The 19663-nt window shown below is 44.1% G+C and carries 20 protein-coding genes and 1 riboswitch; of the genes, 2 read left to right on the top strand and 18 right to left on the bottom strand.

Annotated elements, in window-relative coordinates:
• The 6 genes from R7P36_RS05030 to R7P36_RS05005 all read right to left on the bottom strand — a co-directional run bounded on the left by R7P36_RS05030 (position 1) and on the right by R7P36_RS05005 (position 5188).
• Positions 1-1656, bottom strand: coding sequence for a phosphoethanolamine transferase (locus R7P36_RS05030; protein ID WP_213899212.1), 1656 nt, complete (start codon positions 1654-1656; stop codon positions 1-3).
• A gap of 21 nt (positions 1657-1677) precedes the next feature.
• Positions 1678-2034: a diacylglycerol kinase gene (locus tag R7P36_RS05025; RefSeq protein ID WP_017635149.1), complete on the bottom strand. Its 357-nt coding sequence runs from the start codon at positions 2032-2034 to the stop codon at positions 1678-1680.
• 127 nt (positions 2035-2161) lie between these two features.
• Positions 2162-2554, bottom strand: a complete 393-nt coding sequence (locus tag R7P36_RS05020; RefSeq protein WP_318122034.1) for a glycine zipper family protein — start codon at positions 2552-2554, stop codon at positions 2162-2164.
• Between the two features lie 119 nt (positions 2555-2673).
• On the bottom strand, positions 2674-3972 hold the full coding sequence (locus R7P36_RS05015; protein ID WP_005373675.1) for an ATP-binding protein: 1299 nt from the start codon (positions 3970-3972) through the stop codon (positions 2674-2676).
• Positions 3972-4685 carry a response regulator gene (locus R7P36_RS05010; protein ID WP_053304548.1) on the bottom strand — a complete coding sequence of 238 codons (714 nt, stop codon included), beginning with the start codon at positions 4683-4685 and terminating at the stop codon, positions 3972-3974. Before R7P36_RS05010 ends, R7P36_RS05015 begins: the two co-directional genes overlap by 1 nt.
• A 206-nt stretch (positions 4686-4891) precedes the next feature.
• The gene (locus tag R7P36_RS05005; RefSeq protein ID WP_017635151.1) at positions 4892-5188 is read right to left on the bottom strand and encodes an isoamylase early set domain-containing protein; all 297 of its coding nucleotides are present in this window, start codon (positions 5186-5188) and stop codon (positions 4892-4894) included.
• A 278-nt stretch (positions 5189-5466) separates the two neighbouring features.
• Here R7P36_RS05005 and R7P36_RS05000 point away from each other — a divergent pair, with 278 nt between their 5' ends.
• Both R7P36_RS05000 and R7P36_RS04995 read left to right on the top strand, forming a co-directional pair.
• A complete protein-coding gene (locus R7P36_RS05000) occupies positions 5467-5847 on the top strand; it encodes a hypothetical protein (protein ID WP_025767950.1) in 381 nt (126 codons plus the stop codon).
• 84 nt (positions 5848-5931) lie between these two features.
• The gene (locus R7P36_RS04995; protein WP_005373667.1) at positions 5932-6531 is read left to right on the top strand and encodes a thiol:disulfide interchange protein DsbA/DsbL; all 600 of its coding nucleotides are present in this window, start codon (positions 5932-5934) and stop codon (positions 6529-6531) included.
• 70 nt (positions 6532-6601) lie between these two features.
• On the opposite strand, the gene R7P36_RS04990 is transcribed toward R7P36_RS04995, so the two are convergent.
• The 12 genes from R7P36_RS04990 to R7P36_RS04935 form a co-directional block, all read right to left on the bottom strand.
• Entirely contained in the window at positions 6602-6847 is a 246-nt protein-coding gene (locus R7P36_RS04990; RefSeq protein ID WP_005373664.1) for a hypothetical protein, read from the bottom strand.
• Between the two features lie 152 nt (positions 6848-6999).
• Complete coding sequence (locus R7P36_RS04985; RefSeq protein WP_017819861.1) at positions 7000-7443, bottom strand: DUF3429 domain-containing protein; 444 nt, start codon at positions 7441-7443, stop codon at positions 7000-7002.
• A gap of 10 nt (positions 7444-7453) precedes the next feature.
• The gene (locus tag R7P36_RS04980; RefSeq protein ID WP_047102735.1) at positions 7454-7999 is read right to left on the bottom strand and encodes a glutathione peroxidase; all 546 of its coding nucleotides are present in this window, start codon (positions 7997-7999) and stop codon (positions 7454-7456) included.
• Between the two features lie 104 nt (positions 8000-8103).
• The gene (ribB, locus tag R7P36_RS04975) at positions 8104-8760 is read right to left on the bottom strand and encodes a 3,4-dihydroxy-2-butanone-4-phosphate synthase (RefSeq protein ID WP_005385579.1); all 657 of its coding nucleotides are present in this window, start codon (positions 8758-8760) and stop codon (positions 8104-8106) included.
• Positions 8761-8873: 113 nt separating this feature from the next.
• Positions 8874-9014: riboswitch (FMN riboswitch) on the bottom strand.
• 104 nt (positions 9015-9118) lie between these two features.
• Positions 9119-9736, bottom strand: coding sequence for a triacylglycerol lipase (locus R7P36_RS04970; protein ID WP_213899210.1), 618 nt, complete (start codon positions 9734-9736; stop codon positions 9119-9121).
• Positions 9737-9853: 117 nt separating this feature from the next.
• Entirely contained in the window at positions 9854-11707 is a 1854-nt protein-coding gene (locus R7P36_RS04965) for an MFS transporter (RefSeq protein WP_213899209.1), read from the bottom strand.
• 146 nt (positions 11708-11853) lie between these two features.
• Complete coding sequence (locus R7P36_RS04960; RefSeq protein ID WP_213899208.1) at positions 11854-12612, bottom strand: helix-turn-helix domain-containing protein; 759 nt, start codon at positions 12610-12612, stop codon at positions 11854-11856.
• Positions 12613-13251 carry an HD domain-containing protein gene (locus tag R7P36_RS04955; protein ID WP_017819864.1) on the bottom strand — a complete coding sequence of 213 codons (639 nt, stop codon included), beginning with the start codon at positions 13249-13251 and terminating at the stop codon, positions 12613-12615.
• 248 nt (positions 13252-13499) lie between these two features.
• Positions 13500-14777, bottom strand: coding sequence for a cytosine deaminase (locus R7P36_RS04950; protein ID WP_213899207.1), 1278 nt, complete (start codon positions 14775-14777; stop codon positions 13500-13502).
• Between the two features lie 9 nt (positions 14778-14786).
• Positions 14787-16025, bottom strand: coding sequence for a cytosine permease (gene codB / locus R7P36_RS04945; RefSeq protein WP_047101164.1), 1239 nt, complete (start codon positions 16023-16025; stop codon positions 14787-14789).
• 805 nt (positions 16026-16830) lie between these two features.
• The gene (locus tag R7P36_RS04940; protein WP_005373641.1) at positions 16831-18177 is read right to left on the bottom strand and encodes a magnesium transporter; all 1347 of its coding nucleotides are present in this window, start codon (positions 18175-18177) and stop codon (positions 16831-16833) included.
• Positions 18178-18289: 112 nt separating this feature from the next.
• A complete protein-coding gene (locus R7P36_RS04935) occupies positions 18290-19612 on the bottom strand; it encodes an ABC1 kinase family protein (protein ID WP_172563725.1) in 1323 nt (440 codons plus the stop codon).
• Between the last annotated feature and the right edge of the window lie 51 nt (positions 19613-19663).

Here is a 19663-nt window from a genome sequence, read left to right as displayed (position 1 = left end):
TTAGGAAACGGCTCGGCAGGCTTTGAATATATCTAACTTGCTATCGTAGGCTTGAGTTTGTACATCCATAATGCCTAATAAAGAGTGGAACACGTTATCATGTGAGTATTGGCCTGCATTCTGTGCTTGTTTATACAAACAGTCGGTATTGATCTGCTTCGCTTGTTTAAAGCCCGAAGACAGCCACATAATCAAAGGAACGCGTTTTTGGAAATCTGGTGCAAGGCCATAAGGCATACCATGTAAGAACAATCCGTTTTCGCCTAGTGACTCACCGTGATCCGATATGTAAATTAGCGCAGTATTATACTCAGACTCTAACGCTTTAAGTTTTTTGATGGTTTCTGCCAATACAAGATCGGTGTAGCGTATTGTATTGTCATATGTGTTCACTATTTGTTCGATGCTACAGTTTTCGATATCTGCACGTGGACAGTCTGGTTTAAAGAAGGCGTTGTCTCTTGGGTAACGCTGAAAGTAGGTCGGACCGTGGCTTCCTATAAGGTGCATGGCGACCACTCGGTTACCGTGCATATCCGCGACTTCCTGATCAAAATGATCTAATAGCGCCATGTCGTAACAAGTTTGGCCATTACACATAGGGCTTACTTGCTTTCGATCAACTTCGATTTTCTTGATCTTGTGGGCTACTTCTTTATCCCCACCGTCATTTTCTTTCCAAATGAGGTCAACCCCGGCGCGCTGCATTATATCGAGAGCATTGTCCTGGTTATCCGCTTTGGCGCGTTCAAACTCGTTTCGCGTGAGCTGTGAAAACATACAAGGCACAGATACAGCAGTAGCGGTGCCACAAGACGCGACGTCTTGAAATGAGATAACATCCAGTTTACTAGTATAAGGGTTTGTCTCTCGTGTATAGCCATTGAGTTGGTAGTTCTGAGTTCGAGCGGTTTCTCCTACGACAAAAACCAGTAGTGTTGGTTTGCTCTGTGCTTGCTGTACGGCGCTATCTGACTGCTTTGCATCTGTGCCGATTTCTCGATATGGCTCTGGCGTGGTGAAATATTTCTCCTTCACATACCCGGTCGCGCTATAAACGAACTGGGTGGGTATGATGATTTTTTTCAGGTGGCTGTTGTTGCGCCCTACAGATGCGTAGTCTTGATAGTACACGCTGGCAATGACGGCGATGACAGCTAGCGACGACAGCATCGATACTAATTTGGTAACAGAGAAGTACAGTAATTGGTGACGTTGAGATTGCAGCTTGACCTTAAAGACAATTATCGCTGGGATAACTCCCATAATCAGCGTCCAAATTACAGAGTGAGCACTCAGGTAAGAACTCGCCTCGCTCGAATCGGTTTCAACAATATTGGCAATCATTCCAGAATCGAAAAGTGTGCCATAGTTATAGCTTGCGTAGCTCACCATACTTGAAACAATGATTAAAATTATAAAGAACGGCTTGCCGATCCAAGGCCAACTAAATAAATTAAAAAGGAAATTGAGCGCGGCAAGAAAGAAAATTGGTATTGTGATAATAAATCCAATCTTGACATTATCTAAGTGTGTAAAGATGCCGATCAGTTCTTTATAAATAGGGATATTTACGACGAGAGCGAAATACAGCGCCAACAGGAAAGTAAAGGTAACGTAAGAGATACCTCTCTGTTGTAAATCATGTGTCTTCATAATGAGCGTCTTGAATAAAAATTAGAGCAAGAACGAAGCCCAAATAAAAAGGGCAAGAGTTAACGCAACAAATACTGCTGCTGAGCCAATATCTTTGGCTCTACCACTGAGCTCGTGCCAGTCATCGCTAACACGGTCGACAACCGCTTCTACGGCGGAATTAATGAGTTCGACGATCAATACCAAGAACAGGCTACTGATCATCAGCACTCTTTCATATGTGGTGACAGGAAGGAAAAAAGCACAGACGGAAAGCACCAAGGCGAGAATCAATTCTTGTCTAAAAGCGGCTTCGTGTGTCCATGCGGCTTTCAATCCTTGAAATGAATAGCCGGTCGCATCCATGACACGGCGTATACCTGTTTTACCTGGCTTCAAAATATGACCTTACTATTTAAGCATTGGGATGGAACACATATCCCAGAGAGGTAACGAGATTAATCGTTACAGCGTGAAACATTTGTGAATAGAATCCATCGCGCGATAATTTAAGAAAAGTGCTTATTTAATCAAGATCGTAGACGGTATAGCCTTTGTTCTGGAGACATTTACGCAATACGAGAGATTGGGTTTTGGTTGAATCATTTGTTCCACTCAAAGCACCAGCTCCAGCTCCTACAGCTCCGCCGGCAGCAGCACCGACAGCCGCTCCACCTAATCCGTCTTCTAGCGCACCAGCAGCTGCGCCGATCAATGCGCCTGTAACTGCCCCATTAGTGGCTTCAGATTTCGCTGCCTCTGATTTGTCGACATTTTCTGCATAGCCTTGGCAGTAAAAAAAGTCTTGTTCATATGTACTAGGGTCAACATTGGTCATGTCGACGACAGGTTTTTGGTTGTAGGCGCAAGCTGTAAGTGCAGAAGTAAGCGCCATAATCAGGATAAAAGATTTATACATGAGTACTATCCATTTAGTGTGTGAATCTTATGGATTAAATGTACACTGTTTTATTGTTGGGCTCTGTCGCTTGAGTGTATTGAAGTGTCGTCTTCTGTAAACGGGGTAGGAAGGTTAAGTTAACTGTCTGATTTTTTGAGGCTAAGTGTGAAACAAGCTCCTCCAAGTGGGCTATGGCAAATCGAAACTTCTCCACGTTGAAGCTCCATTATCTGTCTGACAATCGCCAAACCGAGCCCAAACCCGCTCGTCTTTTTGTTGCGAGATTCATCCGCGCTGTAAAATGGTTCGAATAGATGAGGCCAATGCTTTTCTTCAATACCTATGCCATCATCATGAACATTGATGAAGCAGCGGTGCTGATCGTGTTTTATCTCCACTAAAATCTGCTTATCTGCGTACCGCATTGCATTGCGCAGCAAGTTATCTAAGGCTCGCTTTAACAATTTTGGGTCAGCAAAGGCGAGAACGTTTTCTGAGTTTACTTCTTGAAGCGAGATAGCGAGCGTAGTCTCTTTTTGCCATCTCTGTCGTAATTCTTTGACTAAGTTGAATAGGACGACTTCTTCTTGAGTTTGTAATGCTGTGTCAGGACGCTCCATCTTTGCGTAGTAAAGCAATTCTTCAACCATTTCTTCCATCTCGTCAATGTCTTCGACGATACTGTAAACATACTTTTTCTGTTGTTCAGTTAAGGTTGAATCCGATAACAAATCTGCTTGCCATTGTAAGCGGAAGATTGGGGTACGCAATTCATGTGCAACGGCGTTAGTTAGCATTTTATTGCTAGTGATCAAGCGAGATACTTTATCGGCCATCGTGTTAAAGCTTTTGTTTAACGTCCCAACAGACTTAGCGCTTGAGGTACTAGCTCGAGCCTTGAAGTTACCTGAGGCAAACTCAACGGTCACTCTCTCTAGCTCTCGAATCCGACGGCTTAAGAACCAGATCAACAATATGCAATACAGAGCAAATCCAGCTAAAAAGAACAACCAAACGATATTGTCATCAAAGTTGGCTGCTTTAACCACAGGACTATTCGGATTATCGCTCATTTTAAAGATAGGCGTGCTCGCATCTAGGCGGAACCAGATATCCCTTTCTTCATCGTAAGCGACGTTAACGGAGGTATCACTTTCAAACGCCTTTTTGATGTCTGTTGGAAGCTCTTCAAGCGTGTGAGGCACCAACAAACGATGGCTTGATGTGGCAAATTGTTCCAACTGTTGTTGAGTATATTCTAATCCGTGTTCTTTATAGATAGGGTAGATCAGATCGTGAAAAGCTTGACCCTCATGCTCTTGTAATAGGTAGTCATAATCTGTGTTGATCTCATAAACTAAGAACTCGTATCCCCACAAGCTAGCCATAAACAGAATGATAAGGCCAACAAAGCTTTCCAGATAAATCCGTCTCATTATTCATTCCATGCATCAGGCATAAATAGGTAGCCTTTGCCGCGAACGGTAATGATTTTTTGTGGTGAGCAAGAAGCATCGCCTAGCTTCTTTCTCAGTGTCACTATGCGATTATCAATGGTGCGGTCTGTTCCATCGTATTCAATACCACGTAGTGTTTTGGTCAGCCACTCACGTGATAGTGTTTTTTCAGCATGCGTAGCAAGAACCCACAACAAATCGAACTCGCCGTCTGTCAGCGCAATTTCTTCTTGGTTCATTACGCACGATTTACGCAATCGGTTTAAACACAGAACACCAATTTGTAGGCCGTTTTCGGACTCGGTAGGCGCCGCCTCTTTTCTTCTTAATAGCATGCGAATACGAGCCAGTAATACGCGAGGTTTGATGGGTTTAGTAACAAAGTCATCTGCGCCTATTTCTAATGCGGCGACATGATCGAAGTCATCATCACTTGCTGTTAGCATCAACACTTTGCCTTTGTAGCAATCTCGGATTTGACGACATACACTCAGACCATCTTGCCCGGGTAGCATCAAATCTAACAGCACCACGTCTGGTTGTGTGTCAATAATCGCATTGGGTGCGTCCGTCCCATTGTCGATACATTTGACCTGAAAACCTTGTTCAACAAAATACTCACCCAACATAGTTTGTAATTTGGGATCGTCTTCCACAATGATTAGAGATGGTTTGATTTGTTGTGCGTTCATTTAAGTGATGTATACAATATTTAATATCAATGGAACTTAAACAAATTTACGAATTATTTCAAATAAAGCTTTCTCAGAATAAGGTTATCGGATGAGTTAATTGGATAAAATTGCCAATTAATGTTTTAAATCTAATCACATTTCGAGAGATGTAAAAAGGCGCAACGTTTGCGCCTAGGTATGGAATCTTAAAGCGAAATTACCGCTTATTCGGTGGTACACACGACGCTGTTGTCGCTGCCAAAAACATTTGGAACGTAAGCATCAGCTTGTGGGTCATTTTCCCACTTCGCATCATCGAGCAAGTAACGGAACTGAACATTCTGCGCTTTAGGTAAGCGGGTTTTAAATTTAAACTGACGACTTTTCTTCACTAATTTCATCGGTTCTGGCTGCCAGTTGTTGAAGTCTCCAGCAATTTGGACAGAGTCCCACTGATCTTTATCTAGCTCGAACGTGACTTCGACTTCATCTTTTGTCTTAAAGAATCTTTTTTTAAGCATTGATCTTTCCTTGTTCGTACAAAAACTGTTCTAACTATTACTCGTGTTTCATAATGATTTCAAGTTTTATCGAATTGTTGCTGGTATCTGATGAGGGGAGTATCCGAACGGTGAATAGCTCGTTGTGCTGGTTTCGTGTACTGAGGGAGCGTTAGAGAGAAAATTCACTAGCCTAAAATAGTCAAAGAACAGAGTTTGTTAGCGAGCCGAGAGTCCGTATCTTGAAGTCAAACCGTTATCATGTATTATCTTAAATCACCATTTTCCTTGATGTAGCTATGTTGAAGTTGAACCGTACATTGTTGACTGCGATAGTTTGCTTAGTTGCTATGCTTTTGAGTAGTGTCGCTCCTGTGGCGCAGGCTTCCGCTCCGATGAAAACAATTGAAGTACGCGATCTTATTGTTCAACAGGCTGCTCTGCACAAACAACTTGGCGTCAATGACGACTGCGTAGAATCACATCACGATGAGTCAGCCATCAATAAGGCACAACAATCTCACACGAGTTGTAGCTCTTCCTGCATGGTCAAAATTCCCGCCAACTTATCTCAAAACGACTTACTGCTTCTTCCTTATAGCCTTGCCTTGATTGGTAGGCCTCTAGTCGAAAAAGTAGTGACAGTGATCACCAAGCTTTATCGTCCTCCGATTGTTTAATTCCTCATCTCAAATTACTTGGGGTTTACCCCTTTTTACCAAATGAAATGATTTGGCATTTGAATGCCACAAGGAAATAAAACAATGAAAAAACTACTTGCCTTATGTAGTGCACTTTTACTGACTTTTACCGCTCATGCAGCGCAATTTGAAGAAGGGAAGCACTACAAAGTTCTGGATGTAAAGAAAGCATCGAAACCTGTTGTGACGGAATTCTTTTCTTTTTATTGCCCACATTGCTACAAGTTTGAGTCGCTTATTGAGCGTTTAAAACCTGCTCTGCCAAAAGAGGCAAAGTTTGAAAAGGTGCATGTGGGGTTCATGGGCGGAGATATGGCGATTCCGATGGCCAAGTCCTACGCGACGATGGTGTCGCTAGGAGTTGAAGATACAATGATTCCTGCCATGTTTGCCCAAATTCATCAAAAGCGACAAGCGCCAAAAGACGAAGCTGAGCTGAAACAACTCTTCGTTGATAATGGCGTAGAAGGTAAGAAGTTTGATGCGGCGTACAACAGTTTCGCCGTAAACTCAATGCAGAAAGGTTTTGATAAGCAATTCTCTGCCAGCACGTTAAGAGGGGTTCCGGGTGTGGTTGTGAACAATAAATACATTGTTTTGGCCAACGAAATTCGTACTTACGACGAGTACAATCAATTAGTTAATTACTTATTGACGCTGTAACTGTAAATAGCATTGATGCTTAAAAATGGCGACGGTAGAGTCGCCATTTTTTATGCTTATCACACTCGTATTATCTAAGAACGCTTGTACATGCTTGAGTCGGAACACTAGTCATAAATATGGCATGCGGATAAAACAAGCTAGCAGCAGTGATTGCAACATTACATGGCTGAGCAATCGTGGTTTTAATCACATTGGTAAGCACGGCACCTGTATTATTTACTGTTTGAGCGGCGGCTTGTTGTGCCTGGTAAGACACGCAACCTGTCGTTGCATTGATCATCGCAGTGCTAAACAAAAGTTTGCGAAAAAACATATTCATATCCTTTGTGAATGCTTTGAACTACTTATATGTGGATTGATTCATAAATGAAACAAAACAGTGTTCAAAATATGTGTGCATTCACGAAATGAACATTGTTTTATAAAAAGACGTTTTTTTGTGATCTTAGTACTGGACAGACCAGGTTATGAAACTAAAGCCAATCCGTGCATTACGATTACGCCGAAGGTCAGTTTGCTCCTCATTCCTTGATATCCCTTGGGCTCGGCGTCTTGTTCGACTTTCCTCACGAGCTTTTCTGCATACCAAACAGCAAGATACCCAATTGCTAAGAGTAGGGTTGCGACTGCGTAATGTTTGTGGCCCTGCAGTAATGCGCCCCAAGCCAGTAAGACAAAAAGGTTGCTGAGAATTAATACATTTCGGCTAAGGCGATGGTAGTAATGCTCAATGCCATTACCCCAAAGGATGCCGGATAAAAAACTTAATATAACGGCGCTATATGCGATGAAAAATTGCTGACCACTTAAATTGAAGAGTGAGATGTCAGTGAAAATCAGCCCTAAACTAAACACAAATGGAACCAGGCCTAAGTAACCGAGTTGTAGCATGGTTGAGCGTGTTGTCATGGTCGTCACCTTATAATTGTTGCTCTATCATATTGGTTAGCGTAGTACTTGTCGGTGATGTGGAGCTTGGAAAAGTAGCAATAACTTTACCTTCAGAGCTAATTAGAAACTTGTAGAAGTTCCATTTTGGTGTTATGCCTGCTTGGTTAGTAATCTGGTTGAAGACTGGGTTCGCATCTACACCTAATACTGAAGAGCGAGCCATCATTGGAAAGGTTACCCCGTAATCGAGATAACAGACTTTCGCTGTGTTTGTTTCGCTTCCTCTATCTTGTCGAAAGTCATTGCTCGGGAAACCGATAACGGTGAAGTTTTGGTCTTTGTAAGTTTGATAGAGGGTTTCTAACTGTTCAAACTGAGGAGTGAAGCCGCACTGGCTTGCTGTATTGACGATTAGTAGTGTCTTTCCCTTAAAGCTTTCGCATAGATCGACTTCTTCCGTTGAGTTTAACAACCTTTGCTTACCTTGAAGAATATCAGGGCACTCAGATGCAAGAGCAAGCGAATTCATGGAGAGAAAGCTAACGAGAGCGGCGAAGTTCAGTAATCCTTTCATGGTGTTGTTCCCCTTGTTTTCAATAAGTATAACTACTTAAGTGCAAAGAGGATCGATCAAAAAAGCCGCACAAATGCGCGGCTTTTTCAAGAGCTGAGATCTGACTATGCCAGTTTCAACTCGAACTGGTTCAGGTACATTACCATGTCTTCAATCGTCAGTACCGGCATGTTGTGCAGGCGACCGAATGCTACGATCTCCGGTGCCTTTGCCATCGTGCCATCTGGATTGGTCACTTCACACAGTACGCCAGCGGGTTGAAGCCCTGCCATTTGCATCAGATCAATCGTACCTTCTGTGTGACCACGGCGAGTCATTACACCACCTGGACGTGCGCGCAGAGGGAATACGTGACCCGGGCGAGCAAGATCTTCCGGTTTTGCGTGCGGGTTTGCCGCCGTTTTAATGGTCGTTACGCGGTCTGCTGCTGAAACACCCGTTGTTACACCAACTTTCGCTTCAATAGAAACCGTAAATGCGGTTTGGTTTGCGCTGTTGTTGTTTACCACCATTGGAGGCAGTTCCAGTTTGTCTGCTTGAACATCTGTTAAGCACAAACAAACGATGCCGCTACATTCGCGGATCATCAATGCCATTTGCTCGTTAGTGAGGTGCTCGACTGAATAAATGATATCGCCTTCGTTTTCGCGATCTTCATCATCAAGAAGCAGTACGCCACGGCCTTCTTTTAAAGCGATAAGTGCGTTTTCAACGCGAGTAATTGGGTCGCCGAATTCGGCAAGTAGTGATGACTGATTCATGGTTAACTCCTAAATTTCACCAGAATCAGGGCGGTATGAGAGATCGCCGTAAAATACGATCAAAAAGAAGTGCACCAGCATTCTTAGCGATCTGACTCGCTATGCTGGTGTATTCTTATTCTCTTTCATCCGGACTATAACCGTCGGCTCTGGCATCTCACCAGATCTGCTGACCTCGACGAATCGAGCGCTCGCGGGCTCACTTGAAAAAGTATACCGCCGGTGGGGAATTTCGCCCCGCCCTGAGAACAATTAAAAATGTACCACTTCATCCAAGTTGTGAAGAAGTGGAGCTAGGATAGTACTGCGAACTGAATAGCTTGGAAAGTCGATTCCATCTGTATGATGGAAAAGTGTGCTATCGACGGAAATAATCTGTGCGAATAAAGTGATCAATCTGCTGCGGCACGAAGGTGTTGTAAATCAGGCTCGTATGCGTTTGCTTCACTTCGATATGATCTTGCATACCGTCCAGTCTTGTCTCTTCCACGGTAACGGTACCGTCCGACATGGTGTTGTCATTACGGATCAACAATGGGCGAGCACCAATCGGCATCGTTCCTGCGATACTGCCGAGTTTTTGAGGGAGATCCCAAGCGTCATCATGTTTGTTTAATCCGTGGTGTGGCGAATTGCCTAAAATTGCACCCAATCCGAGATCTTGAATTCGGCCTACAATGGACGCGCCTTTAAGAGGCGAACCGATAGCGACAACATGAGAGATTAAGTTAGTGCTCGGTTTTCTGTTGGCGAGATAGCGCTTAATCATCAAGCCTCCCAAGCTGTGTCCCACGAGGACGTTTGTGGTCAGTGGATTAAGCGAATGTTCAATAGAATCAAACAGTGAAGACTCATCGATAGCAACAGTGTTATAGCTGAGTACTTGCGTTTCGTATCCGAGTTTTCTCAGCTTTTGGCTAAGAGGCTGCATGACCAGCCCATGCATATAAAGACCATGTAAGATGATGATTTTCATAATACCTCCTAGATTTATGACGTCGTAGATATCCTACTCTAATTGACAAGAAACTACTTGTGCTTTGTGGTGCATATTTACGTTTTGCTGCAAAGTTTGACTGCTGTAGCAAGCGACTCAGCCCAGTAAATCCTGTACTTGTTGTTGCAATTGATGACGATTTAAAGACGCAGGACTTAACACTTCACCGATAACAACATCCACTTTTGACCAAAAACGAGTCGGTCGTTTTGTGAGAGCATGTCCGCCTTTATGGCTGAAAAAAGAACCCCAAAGCCCTTTTAACGCCATAGGGATGACAGGAACAGGGTTACGTTCAAGGATTTTCTCTACACCAGGGCGAAACTCACCCAATTGACCGTTAGACGTTAAACGACCCTCAGGGAAGATACAGACAACCTCACCGTCGTAAAGTGCTTGTTCAATCTGTTCAAATGCTCGTCGGTAAGTGTCGGCACACTTACGTGGAGAACAGATCGGGATAACACCGGCATGACGGAATACATATTTAAGAACAGGTAGCTCGCTGATGGACTTGTCCATCACAAAACGAACCGGGCGAGTAGAGGTTCCCATCAAAATCAACGCATCGACATAGCTAACATGGTTAGCCACGATTAACACAGCACCTTGTTCAGGAATATGTTGACGCCCCTTTACAGACACACGATACATACAATGGCTGAGTAAATAACTGATAAAGCGTTGTGTGAATTCCGGTACTTGACGATAGACATAGACTGCCACGAAGAAGTTACCTATTGCCATCATGGCAAACAGTTCCACAATAGAAAGCTCTAGTACGCTGAGTACAACGATCGAAACCAAAGCAGACACCACCATAAACAATGCATTCATGATGTTGTTAGCAGCAATGGCACGTGCACATTCCCCTTTGTTTGAACGCGATTGGATGAACGCATAAAGAGGAACAATAAAGACACCGCCGCTTACACCAACAAGGAACAGGTCAATCATGACGCGCAGATGTTTGGATTCAGCAACGAAGCTTTGCACATCATAAAAGTGCACCGGAAGCGATGGATAACTCGGGACTGCCCATAGCAAGTCTACGCCAAACACTGTCAGTCCAAGGATACCGAATGGCAAAATACCAAGCTCAATGTGGTTGAAAGAGAGCTTTTCACACAACCAAGAGCCTGTCGCGATACCAATGGAAAACAATGCCAACAGTAAAGAAACGACAGTACTGTCTGCAAACAAATGTTCGCGTGCGAAGTTAGGGAATTGAGTTAGGTAAGTCGCACCCATGAACCAGAACCAACTGATGGCAAGAATAGACATCCAGATGCCTCTCTGCTTTTTTGCCACTTTTAACGTGTTCTTTAAACCAGAAATCGGCTCAAATTTCGCTTTGTCATTCGATTGGCTAGGCATCGCTGGAATATTCACGCTGCTCATGAACCCAAGCAAAGACAAGGCAATCACTACACAAGAAGCAATCAAGGTACCATTAGGAATGGATAGCAGCAGGCCTGCACTAAGCGTACCTATAAGAATCGAAAGGAACGTGCCCATTTCAACCCAAGCATTTCCTTTAACAAGCTCATTTGGTTTGAGCGCTTGTGGTAGTAAGGCGTATTTCACGGGGCCAAAATAGGCCGATTGAGTGCCTGTCATAAACAGCAGAACCAGCATCAGCATGGCACTTTGGGTGGCAATAGCGGTTGCTGCGCAAGACATGATAGCCAGCTCGATGAGCTTTAGACGTCGGATTAATTTGGCTTTGTCCATGCTGTCAGCGACGGCACCAGCATGCGCTGAGAATAGAAAGAAAGGTAGGATGAATAAGCCTGCCGCCAAATTAACGAATAGATTGACGGATATTGGTAGGTTATCAATTTGGCTGTATGTGACCATCAATAACAGAACGTTTTTGTAGATGTTGTCATTGAGTGCGCCAAGGCATTGCGTCACAAAGTAAGGAAAAAAGCGTTTTGAGAAAAACATACGGGCCCCGATTAAACAAAGTCGAATGAGATGGGAGCACTTTATGCTCAATGAACGATTAAACCAGCTTTCTCTTTCAAGTGACGTTGCACGCCACCAAAAGTAACGAAATTCGTTACTTTTACTTCCATTTATTTATTGAGTTACTAATTGCGAGACTTGTTGGGGAGTTTTCTTTCCCATGGTTTAAACAGAGGGAACGTCCAACGACGCATCGCAATAATCAGAGAGGTGCCGTGTTTTTCGTCCATATCGAGAGAGCTATCATTTTGGCAAGCCTGATAAAACTCATCGATGACCTTTTGCAGTTTCTGTTGTAGCTTCTTGTTGGTTGGTACACTCATCAATCCTGTTGCCATGGAGAACTTTTCATCTTCACCAGAAAAGTAGCTTTGGAAAAAGGCGTCTTGAACTTGCTGTTGGAAGAACCGTTGAATAGGGCCGCCCATCTGCCACTTAAATGTCGGAGATATACGCAAACGAATTTTGTTATTTGGCTGCAAGTCGATGATGTTCAGACGATCCAAATGAGCAAGCTTTTGCACCAGTTCCAACTCATTGAAGGTGTATTGCTGGACGATTTGTTCAAACTGATAGCCATTTACAACACAGATTGCCACGAGTAGCAGGGCTTTATCGTTAACCAACTGCTTTTCTTGCTCTAACGTTAGCGACTCTAGACCTTTATTGTGCGCAGCCGCAAGCTTAAACAGTTCCGCCATTTCTAAACCAATCAATTGGCAAATGCGTTCTAAGCGTTCAAGACTAATGTGTTGACCTTCAGCGAGTAAACGTTTGACGCTTCCTTCACTTAAATCAAGGTGTTGTGCAACATCGGCATAATGCAGCCCAGCTAACTTTAGTTGGCGTTTAAGCTCTTTAATTAACGTATAGCTTTCTGACATTTACGCTGTTACCTCGTCGTGTAACTGTTCTAGGTACGTTTGCATAAAGGTTTTGCGTTTTTGCGCTTCGCGTCTTGCTGACTCTGTGTTCATGGTTTCAGCGATTTTGAATAACTTGGTTTGAAAGTGATCCAGAGTGAATTGTTTATCGTTAAGTTCACGTTCTTCGGCAAATATATCGCTGTCGTTGTAAAGTTGCGCGTTAAATTGAGTGCTGACTTGAATGCATCGCGTCACGCCAATTGCGCCTAAAGCGTCCAGACGGTCGGCATCTTGGACGATTTTAGCTTCCAACGTATTTGGCCTGATGTTTGCGCTAAAGCTGTGTGCCTCTATCGCATGAGCAATGGCATCATGATATTGCTGCGGATAATCGATACTCTCTAAAAATGCGACCGCTTTTTTGGCTGCGATGATTGAGCTCTCTTTGCGATTTGGGTGATCTTTCGGGTAAGTAAAGCAATCATGCAAATAGGCAGCCGGTAATACAATCGCGATGTCTGCATTTTCTTCTTTGCAGAGCTGTTTCGCTGTTTTGACCACGCGTTTTACGTGTTTAAGATCATGAGCTGCATCTACTTGCATCTCTTGCTGCATAAATTCCAAAAATTGCGGTTCTATCTGGCTTAATGACGTCATGGTTCATATCTACAACTAAAATGAAGTCAGAAGTATGCCCAACGCTTAGAATAATTTCCAAGTGCGATGGTGTAATTGAGATTCAGCCACCAGAACCTTGTGCAACGTTTGGTACTCAGCCGTTTTATATGGCCTTTCAATGTGTTCAGTGGTTTATGAGACAAGAATAGACAGAGCGAGCAGTGATGTTTACCAGTAGAAAAAAGGCCTGACGATGTCGTCAGGCCTTTTTCGTTTCGCCGATCTTTTTAGCGTTTGAACGTTACTTGCTCTGCTTGTTCAAGATGAATATGAGTTGTCGCAGGCTGTGTTTCTGCAATCACTTTACCGTGACGAACAGAGTAACGAACCGGCACTTGGCGACGTACTGCGTCAAAACCATTTTCTGCGGGAAGAATCAGTAAACTACCAGGTTTGCCTTCTTCAATGCCGTGCTTATCTTGAATGTTCAGTGTACGTGCTGAATTGGTGCTGATCAGATCCAGTGAGTTGTTGATTTGGTCGTAACCCATCACCTGGCACACGTGCAGACCCATATGCAGCACTTGCAGCATGTTTGCAGTGCCTAGTGGGTACCAAGGGTCAAATACATCATCGTGTCCAAAGCAGACGTTGATGTTGGCATTCAGCATCTCTTTCACTCGTGTTACGCCGCGACGTTTTGGGTAATCATCAAAACGGCCTTGTAAGTGAATGTTCACCAGAGGGTTTGCCACGAAGTTGATACCGGACATGCGTAATAAACGGAACAGGCGAGATGCGTATGCACCGTTGTAGGAACCCATCGCTGTGGTGTGACTGGCCGTGACTTTATTCCCCATATCAAACTTGTGCGCTAATGCTGCCAGTGTTTCAACGAAGCGAGATTGTTCGTCATCGATTTCATCACAATGCACGTCGATCAGACGGTCGTATTTTTGCGCTAATTCGAACACGTAGTGCAGCGATTCAATGCCATATTCGCGTGTGAATTCAAAGTGTGGAATCGCGCCAATCACGTCCGCACCTAATTTGACGGCTTCTTCTAGCAGCTCTTTGCCATTTGGGTAAGAGAGAATTCCTTCCTGCGGGAAGGCGACGATTTGGATATCTACCCACTCTTTCATCTCTTCACGCACTTCTACCATCGCTTTTAGGGCAATTAGGGTAGGGTCTGAAACATCGACGTGGGTACGAACGTGTTGTACGCCGTTTGCTATCTGCCATTTTAAGGTTTGTTTTGCGCGCGCTTTCACGTCTTCAATCGACAGCATTTCTTTGCGCTCAGCCCAACGTTCAATACCTTCAAACAATGTGCCAGGGATGTTCCAGTTAGGCTCGCCTGCGGTTTGAGTTGTATCTAAGTGAATGTGTGGCTCGCAGAAAGGCGCAACCGCCATACCGCCTTCAGCATCGATGATGTCACCGTTATGACTAAGCTCCACATCGTTGCTTTCAATGCGCTTGAATTGACCATCTTCAATCAAAATTTGCTGCAGACCTTCTTGTCCTTTTAGCTTTACGTTTTTGATCAGTAGTGTTGTCATGATGGTTCCTTACGCTGGCTGTGTAGCCAGTGCTTTTTTGTTAAGAATAGGATTAAGAATCAGGAAGCTAATTGCGCCGCCAAGTACAGCGTTAATCGGCACTACGCCAGGCAGGAAGTGTCCCGCACCAACGCCAATCACGACAGCGATAATGCCAGCCCAGTTAACGTTTTGGAATTGGGCGGCTTCAAAGTTTGCGTAGCGTTTACGGTTCGTGAAGAAGTCAGCGATGATCACACCGCCAATCGGTGGAATTGCCAACGATAAGAAGGTCAGCCAGCCAACAAAGTTATTGTAGAGCCAGAGAGCGCAAAGTGTGCCAACAAGACCGTTCGCCATTGAGATGTATTTACTTGGTAAGCCTGTGATGTTGGAAAATCCAAGACCCGATGCGTAGAGCGCGTTGTCGTTGGTCGTCCAGATGTTCAAGCCAAGAACGATGATAGCTGGAATAAGAAGACCTTGCGCGATCATCACTTCAGAAATGTCTGATTGACCCGTCACCGACGCACCTGCCGCGCCAAAGATAAACATTAACGAGTTACCGATGAAAAATGCCACCATGGTGATCATCACGGCGCTGCGCGGCTTTTTACCAAAGCGTACGAAATCCGCCGTTAATGTACCAGCACTGACAAAAGAGCCGACAACCATCGCGAGAGCTATTGAAAAATCGAGTGGCTCGGTTGGTTGAACTTGTTGTAGTTCGCCAATACCACCAACGCTATTTACTGCCTCGATGACAGAGTAGCCGCCAAGTAGCGCAATGGCAGGAACGGCAATTGCTGACAACACCATCAGTGCGGAGATGCCAAAGTAAACGGTCGCGGTCATGAGCAAACCGGATACAAGGATCAACGTGTTGGTATCGATGCCCGTTGCTTTATGCACCGGAATCGCAAACATCGCGACACCAACTCCAAACCACCCAACTTGAGTACCGCCAAGAAGAGCGGAAGGAAGCCAAGAGCCTTTAGAACCAAAAGAGAAACGAGCAAGAAGGTGAGTAGAGAGACCAGTAGAAGCGCCGATGTAACCGAGGAAAGAAGTGTAAATACCGAGGATTAGGTTACCGATGAGAACAGCGAGGAAAAAATCATTGAAGGAGAGCCCAGTACCGAGAGAACCCCCAGTCCACATACTTGCGGAGAAAAAAGTGAGTCCTAACATCACCATTGTAAGTGATGCCACGCCTTTTCTGGCCGTGTTGGGAACTGGTCCAAGACTGTAATTATTGTCTCCAGCCATTATTACCTCCGCACATTTAAATATTTAATTATAGCACCTGGTTTTCAGGCAAACGGCGCGTATTATCGTGATGTAAATTTAATAGTCAATTATAAAATTGAAATTTAAACGTTTGCTTGGTTTTTTATATGTATTTTTTCTTTTAATAACAATGGTTTGGTTTTTAAATTCTAAAATTGGAAAGTTTGTTTTTACGTATTTTCTATGATTTATAGACAGGTTTTCTATGTGAAATTAATGTTTTGAATTGCTATTTGTTTTTATGGGTTAAATTTATCTATAACTCTGGATTGTTCAGTCGATTTCTATGAAAAGAAAACGATTTCATGATGAGGTTTTTGGTTTGGACGTTATTTGTTCTTTTCTTGGGTGTGTTTTCTTGGTTTTATTTTATGTAGGTGATTTATTTTTGTTGAAGCTGGCATTTCTAATGGCTTAGTGGGCGAATATTTGAATTTTATAAACAGTAAACAATCTGTTGTGGGTAAGAAAAGTACAACCGAGCTCGGTCAGAGGATAAGAGGGCAATAGCCACATAAAAAAATAGCCAACCGCAAAGAGTGCGATTGGCTTATATACATGTGAACAAAATCAAGTTCACTAACAACGTCAGTTGGCTAGGTGACCCTCGGCTTAAGAAGGGTCGATTTATATAATGCAGTTACTGTGCCAACTTTAATATGCCCTAAAATACGTAGTTTCTGTGACATGCGTTGCTTAAAGTTTGAGTATGTTTGCAATTTGCAACTGCGTTATGCAATTTGACTCTATTATGCTAATGATTGATTAATAAACAATGAACCTTTTAAAGCATGACTAAACTCGCCGTTCCTAAAAAGGCGAAAAAACCAACTACATCTGTCACTGTTGTTAGAATCACCGAGCCAGCCAAAGCGGGGTCCAATTTAAACTTATCCAGAATAATGGGAATCAGCACACCAAATAAAGCTGCGGTAATAATATTGACGATAATGGCCAGCGCGATGGTTCCCCCAAGAACCGGAGATTGAAACCACAATCCGGCGAGCCCGCCGATGATTAACGCCCAAGCAATGCCGTTCAGAGAGCCAATACCCAACTCATTTTTCAATAGCTTGAAACGGTTACCTGGGGTGATCTGATTAAGCGCCATCGCACGAATCATTAGAGTGAGCGTTTGGCTGCCAGCAATGCCCCCCATGGATGCAACAATTGGCATGAGCACCGCCAAAGCCACCACCTGCGCAATTACATCTTCAAATAGTCCAATAGTGACAGACGCCAAAATCGCAGTAAGCAAATTGATGCCTAACCAAACACCGCGCTTTTGCGAGCTTTTTAATACTGGCGCAAACAAGTCATCGCCTTCATCCATACCTGTACCGGCCATCAAACGTGCTTCGTAGATTTCACGCTGTGTACTCAATGCAAACTGCCAATCGACTTCACCGATCAGTGTTTGGTCTGCATCAGTTACAGGGAGAGCGGGCAGTGTGCTGTGTTCTAATGCCTCTACCGCTTCAGGAAGCATCATTTTACTGTCTAGCACCGTCACAGCCTCAATAACGAGTGTTTTTAAGCGAGTATCGGGGTCACCACGCAAGATATCGAAGTAGTTGACCGTTCCACGATACTGTTTATTACGATTAATCAGATACACCTGTTGAGGCGTGTCGTAGCTATAGCGCTCCATTAACTGCTTAGCTGTCCCAATCGTAATGTTGAAGGGCAGGGTGATGATCTTACGTTCAGCCCAGTGGCCGAGTTCTTCATCAGCATACTCGTTTGCTTGATCGTAAAGTTCCAACTCATCTTTTTCTATCAACGAGAGCGCTTCGTTGATGATCGACTCTGGCAACGAATCGGCCCATTCGATGAGCGACAAGTTGTCGAGTTTAGCGAGAGTGAGCTTTAGCTCGACTTCAGATAACGCGTTGATGATAGAGAAACGTACGTCCGCACGCATTTCCGTTAACACGTCGATATGTAGCTCTAGTGGTAAAGCTCGCCATAAGCGAACACGATCGTCGATTGGAAAGGCTTCTAGAATCAGGGCAACCGCGCCGGGCTCGAGGCCCGCTTCAATAGATTCATTGAGCGTTGCGACTTGATCCGCTTCTTCGGCTTGGCCAATTTGCTGGATTAGAGTGGAGAGATCTTGAAACTTGCTCACCGAGTACCCCGATAGTTAATTCGTTTTATGGAAGTATGGCATGTTATTGAGATGCACAACTATACATCTTAACCTTGCTCAAGGTACTTGAAAGTAACAGAAAAACAATAGGCTATTTGCTGTTGATGGTGAGATATGGCTGTACCAATTGGCGAATGTTCACTTTTGCGCCAATACGGGCTGCCAGCAAGTACATTCCGCCTATTTTTCTGTGCAAAAATAGGGCATCTGCTGGTGGAGTATGCCAGTATTCTTGTTCCATGCTTAAAATAGTGCCAGCTTCGCGAAGCTTTTGTGCTAAGCCACTGGCTTTAAAGTCATAAGGCTCATCAACTAACATTGGTTCACATGCCATTTTCACTAGATCGAGAATCGCTTGGCGCTGGTCTGGAAGGATGCTTTGGCTGAAGAAGCCTATTTGTTCAAGCGCATCATTTAAGCCTTGTTCGTCATTATTCACGACAGACGCAAAAGCTTGGCGATAGCCGGTACTGAACCGTTCGCTGTATTCGCGGGTCGCCCCGAAATCTAGCAAGCCGATTTGACGAGTGTTTTCGATATATAAGTAGTTGGCGAAGTTTGGGTCGGTTTGTACCATCTTAAATTCGAATAGCTCTCGAAACAGTAATTCGAGTAGGCTGTGCATGACAAAATCTCGCGTACTCTGATCATAATGTTCGATTTGCTCAATCGGACTGCCATCAATGAATTCCATCGCGAGAACGGAGTCTGAGCAACTTTCAGTATGAATCTTGGGCACCACAAAATGAGGGTGCTCCTTCAAAGCGTCATGATAACGAATGGCAAATTGTGCCTCTCGTGCGTAATCGGCCTCGTCATGTAGCTGCTTTTTCGCTTCTTCGAGCAATCCTTTGTAGTCGACAGACTCGGGAATCAACCCAACGACCTTGAGCAGTGTACCGACATTATCGACGTCGCTATCGATACTTTTCCGTATGCCCGGATATTGCACTTTGACGGCTAGGTTATCGCCCGCATCGCTGTAAGCTTGGTGCACTTGTCCTATTGATGCACTGGCGATTGGTTTGAAGTTAAATGACAGAAACTCAGCTTTCCAATTCGTTCCTAGCGAACTTTCCATTACTGCGTTGAGTTGTTTTGCAGGCATTGGGTCTGCGTTGGAACGAAGACGGGAAAGAATATCGGCAAGTTCAGGTTCTAAAACATCACCAGCATCCATTGACAGCATTTGACCAAGCTTCATTGCAGCGCCACGTAGGTGAGCAAGTTGGTCAGTTAAACGCGCGATGTTCTGTGGCGTCAGCAAGAGGTCTTTCGCTTTTGGTTTGTTGCCTTTGGCTATCTGCTTCGTGCCTTCTGTAATCACATTGCCTGCGACACGGGTAGCAAGTGAAGCGAACTTGCTGAATCTTGAGATGCGATGGGTAGGTAGGCTTCTTTCCTTTGCCGACATGAATCTTCTCCGCTATTTACTAACTAATTGTTATACGGGAAAAGGATATGT

Origin of the sequence: Vibrio sp. 397 (genome assembly GCF_033339395.1) — a bacterium.
GTDB lineage: Bacteria > Pseudomonadota > Gammaproteobacteria > Enterobacterales > Vibrionaceae > Vibrio > Vibrio alginolyticus.
This window is presented reverse-complemented; position numbering and strand designations above follow the sequence as displayed.